This window comes from Mesorhizobium sp. M8A.F.Ca.ET.021.01.1.1 (genome assembly GCF_003998025.1).
Taxonomy (GTDB): Bacteria; Pseudomonadota; Alphaproteobacteria; order Rhizobiales; family Rhizobiaceae; genus Mesorhizobium.
In genome coordinates, this window is the sequence record NZ_RZSJ01000565.1 from 1 (window position 1) to 3,953 (window position 3,953).

Consider the following 3,953-nt stretch of genomic DNA (forward strand, 5'->3'; position numbering starts at 1 on the left):
GCGGCACATAGTCGTTGGAGCGCGGATTGATCGCCGACAGGCCGATCCACCACAGCCACGGATGATCGAGGGCCTCGAAGCGCAGGTAGGCTGGCGCCGCGATGACGAGCGCGGCGACGACAAGCGTCAGCAGCGCCGGCAGGCGCAGGAAGGCGAGGCCAAGCAGGCTCGCCAGCGCGATCTCGTGCAGGATGCCGAAGAAAATGAATCCGTCGGGCGTGGCGATGCGGGTGACGACCGATATGGCGACCGCCGCGCCTGCAACCATGGCGAACCGCTTCCAGAAACCGTTCCAGCGGATTTGTCCGCCATGGGCGAGATAGAGGCTGACGCCGACCAGGAACAGGAAGGTCGAAGCGATGCAGCGGGCGTAGATCTTCCACCAACCGAAGGCGGTGAGGCCAGGGTCGGTGTAACCGAAGAATTCCAGGTCCCAGGTGAAGTGGTAGCTCGCCATCGCGATCAACGCGATGCCGCGCACGATGTCGATGGCGACGATTCGCTTCGATGGCTCCGGAACGGGTGCGGTCGGCGTGTTGATGCTCATGGTCTCGTGATCTGATTCAGCCCCTCCAAGACGACTATCACGGTTGCACCGGATAGAAGAAGACCGGTCGCCCTGGCCCGGACCGCGCGGCGGAGCCCGCGCCAGCCGCCGGGTTTGGGCCAGCGCGGGAAAGCCTTTGACCGGCTTCGCTTTTTGCCGGGTGTGCGTCGGTTTCCTCTTAATGGGCCTGAAATGTCCGCGCCAGATTTGGCGCCGCGATTCTGTTTGGGGAAGCAATGTCCACCCATGTGCGCCATCCGATCTGGCTTCCGGCCCTCAAGGCCGCGGACGCGCGCACCTTCGCCTCGCTCTACGCGGTCGAATCCTTCGCCCGCGCCATGGTGTCGAGCGTCATCCCGATCCAGGCCTACGAAATCCTGCACAACGAGCAGGTCGTCTCGATCCTCTACACCGTCGTGTCGCTGCTCGGCCTGTCGGTGACCCTGTTCATGCCGATGCTGATCCGCCGCTTCGCGCGGCGGTGGGTGTACACCGCCGGCGCCTGCCTGCTTGCCATAGGCTCGCTGTTCTTCGTTACCCATACGCTCGCCGGGCAACTGGCCGGCATGCTGTGCCGCGTCATGGGCGCCAGCGCGCTGTCGATCATGCTCAACCTCTACATCATGGACCACATCCGCAAGACCGACTTCATGCAGGCCGAATCGCTGCGCATGGCGTGGTCGATGGTTGCCTGGACCTGTGGGCCGACGCTCGGCATCTTTCTTTACGCGCATTTCGGCATCTATGCCGCGCATGGTGCGGTGGCGGTGTTCGCCCTGGCCTTGCTGGCGCTGTTCTGGACCTACCGGCTGGGTGACAACCCGTCGATCCGCCCGGGTAAGACGCGGCCGGCCAATCCGCTCGCCAATATCGGCCGCTTCGTGGCGCAGCCGAGGCTCAGACTCGCCTGGCTGATCGCCTTCGGCCGCTCCTGCTTCTGGACGACGTTCTTCGTCTATGGGCCGCTGTTCATGGTCATCACCGGGCAGGGCGATATCGCCGGCGGCCTGCTGGTCTCGGCCGGCAACGCGCTTTTGTTCATGGCTATCTTCTGGGGCAAGGCAGGAAAGCGCTTTGGCGGCCGGCGCACCATGACGTTTGCCTATTTCGCCATGTCGGCATCGCTGCTGGCCGCCGGCACGATCGGAGCGACAGCACCGTTGCTGACCGGCGCCTTCCTGTTGTGCGGCGCCTTCTTCACCATCGCGCTCGACGCCCTGGGTTCGACCGCCTTCATGCGCTCGGTACGCTCCTATGAGCGGGCGCAGATGGCGGCGGTCTACCGCACCTATCTCGATTTTTCCGAACTGACGCCGCCGCTGGTCTATTCGGTGGTGCTGGCGTTCTTCGGCCTGGGATCGGTGTTCGTCACCCTCAGCCTGCTGGCGGCGTTTTGCGGCTTCATGACCTGGCGCTACCTGCCGAAGTCCCTGTAGGTATGTCGATATTCAGGTGATGCCGGCCTGACCTGAATCTCGACATACCCTCATGTCACCGCCGCATGGCGCTCGCGCACCCAATTGTGGAAGCGGTGCAGATCATATTCCTCGGGCATCAGCACGCCGGCTGTGTGGCGCATCGAGCGCAAGCCCTTCTGGTTGACCTCGCAGATGGCGGCGTCCTCCTCCAGCACCTGTGTGCCAAAGGCGATGATGTTGTCGATATCGGTCTCGGCGAGGGCCTCGGGCGCGAACAGCCACTCCGCGACAAGCTCGGTCTGTTCGGGACCGAGCGGCACCAGGTGCACGGTCCTGACATAGTCGACATGGCCGACGATGAACATCGAGGGCAGGCTGGTGGCATAAGTCTGGCCGGCGCCGCGTTCCGCCGGCTTCAGCCCTGAGAAGACCGGGCCGTGCGTCTGGCCGTCGCGCGACCAGGTCTGGGCGCCTGCGCGCAAGCCGCCGGAAAATTCCGGCGCGTCATTGTCGGCGTGGCGGAGCCATTCGGGATCGTCATGCCGGCTCATCAGGCCGCGGCCATAGATCGGCACCAGCCGCGACAAATCCTTGTGGACGCCCGGACAGTGCAGGCACTCGTTGAAGTTTTCCCAAAAGATCTTCCAGTTGCAGTTCATGACCTTGCGCAGCATATGGCCCGATACCAGCGTTTCGAGCGGCCAGTTGCCGAGGTTGCCGGACGCGGGATCGAAGGAGGATTGCGCCGAGCCGGCGGCATCTTCAGCAAGATTGACGAAGACGAAGCCCCGCCACACCGAGAGCGCGACGCGATAAAGCGGGTGATCGGCCTTGTCGAAGCCGTCAGGCAGTGATTTCGACGGCACGCGCACCAGCTCGCCGCGCAGCGAGTAGGACCAGGCGTGATACGGGCAGGTTATCAGCCGCGCTTTCAGGCGGCCCTCGCTCTCCTGGCAAAGCTGCGAGCCGCGATGGCGGCAGGTGTTGTGGAAGGCGCGCAGCTCACCTGTGTCGTCGCGCAGCACGAGGATGTCCTGCGTGCCGATGCGGAATCGGCGGAAGGCTAGCGGCTGCGCCAGATCGGCCTCGCGGCAGACGAGCAGCCAGTCTCTGTACCAGATGGCGTCGAGATCACGCTTATAGCTCTCCTGGTCCCAATATGCCGATGAGGGCAGCGTCGGCTCGGTACGGGTCAGCCCGTTATAAGGATCGCGCTCGCTGGCATTGGGCTGCATGGCTGGCTTCCTGTGAGGCTTGCCAGCCGACACCCGGCCATGAAGTTTGTCAATCAGGACGGGATGGGAGCGGCTTTGCCGATACGACGCTCCTGCGCTGGCGGCTGTCGGAATTTGGTTTGCCGCGCGCGGCGAATTTCCCTATAGTCACCAACGTCGTCGGTTCCTTTTTGGGAGCCAAGAGGGAATGCGGTGCGGGCGAGGTTTCGCCCAATGCCGTGGCTGCCCCCGCAACTGTGTGCGGTAGTCCTCTCCATATGCCACTGAAGATTTTTCTTCGGGAAGGTGGGGAAGGGCGCTTATCCGCGAGCCAGGAGACCTGCCGGCGGCGAAAAGACTGACTTCTATGCCCTCGGGTGGAGGGCGAAAGGACTGGAAATGACCACTGCTACCGTCTCCCTCGGCGCCTCCGTCTCCTCGCAGTCGCGCTTCATGCAGCTTGCGCTCGCCGCGCTGCTCGGCATTTTCGTTGTCGGCTTTGTCGGCTTCTCGCACATCGATGCGGTCCACAACGCCGCCCACGATTATCGCCACTCGATGGCGTTTCCCTGCCACTAACTGGGATCTGACATCATGAACCTTTTTCGCAACGTCGTGTTCGTCGCGGCGATCGCGGGGCTCGTGGCCGGTGTCGTTCTTGCCTGCATGCAGGCCTACGCGACCGTTCCGCTGATCCTGAAAGCGGAAGTCTACGAACAGGCCGGCGGCGGCCATCACCACGACCATGGCGCGGCACCCGCCACACCCGAAACC

At 63.8% G+C, this 3,953-nt stretch carries 5 protein-coding genes and 1 riboswitch; of the genes, 3 read left to right on the forward strand and 2 right to left on the reverse strand.

Translation table 11 applies throughout. From position 1 onward, the window contains the following. The coding region (locus EOA36_RS29810) for a DUF1624 domain-containing protein (RefSeq protein ID WP_145969377.1) at positions 1-547 on the reverse strand (547 nt) is incomplete at its 3' end. Between the two features lie 236 nt (positions 548-783). Here EOA36_RS29810 and EOA36_RS29815 point away from each other — a divergent pair. Further along, positions 784-1,983 carry an MFS transporter gene (locus tag EOA36_RS29815; RefSeq protein WP_127280549.1) on the forward strand — a complete coding sequence of 400 codons (1,200 nt, stop codon included), beginning with the start codon at positions 784-786 and terminating at the stop codon, positions 1,981-1,983. A gap of 50 nt (positions 1,984-2,033) precedes the next feature. Here the strand turns inward: EOA36_RS29815 and EOA36_RS29820 are convergent, their stop codons facing one another. Then, positions 2,034-3,200 (reverse strand): aromatic ring-hydroxylating dioxygenase subunit alpha, encoded by a 1,167-nt coding sequence (locus EOA36_RS29820; RefSeq protein WP_127280550.1) that lies wholly within the window; start codon positions 3,198-3,200, stop codon positions 2,034-2,036. A 143-nt stretch (positions 3,201-3,343) separates the two neighbouring features. Beyond that, positions 3,344-3,542, forward strand: a riboswitch (cobalamin riboswitch). Between the two features lie 36 nt (positions 3,543-3,578). Here EOA36_RS29820 and EOA36_RS29825 point away from each other — a divergent pair. Together EOA36_RS29825 and EOA36_RS29830 are read left to right on the forward strand one after the other, a co-directional pair. Continuing rightward, entirely contained in the window at positions 3,579-3,758 is a 180-nt protein-coding gene (locus EOA36_RS29825) for a CbtB domain-containing protein (RefSeq protein ID WP_127280551.1), read from the forward strand. A 15-nt stretch (positions 3,759-3,773) separates the two neighbouring features. After that, positions 3,774-3,953 (forward strand): CbtA family protein (locus tag EOA36_RS29830; RefSeq protein WP_189553423.1); only part of this gene is annotated, 180 nt, incomplete at its 3' end.

Bases quoted from the DNA above. Each gene is read 5' to 3' on its own strand.
- EOA36_RS29820 (WP_127280550.1), bottom strand. From the start codon at position 3,200: ATGCAGCCCAATGCCAGCGAGCGCGATCCTTATAACGGGCTGACCCGT.
- EOA36_RS29825 (WP_127280551.1), top strand. From the start codon at position 3,579: ATGACCACTGCTACCGTCTCCCTCGGCGCCTCCGTCTCCTCGCAGTCG.
- EOA36_RS29815 (WP_127280549.1), top strand. From the start codon at position 784: ATGTCCACCCATGTGCGCCATCCGATCTGGCTTCCGGCCCTCAAGGCC.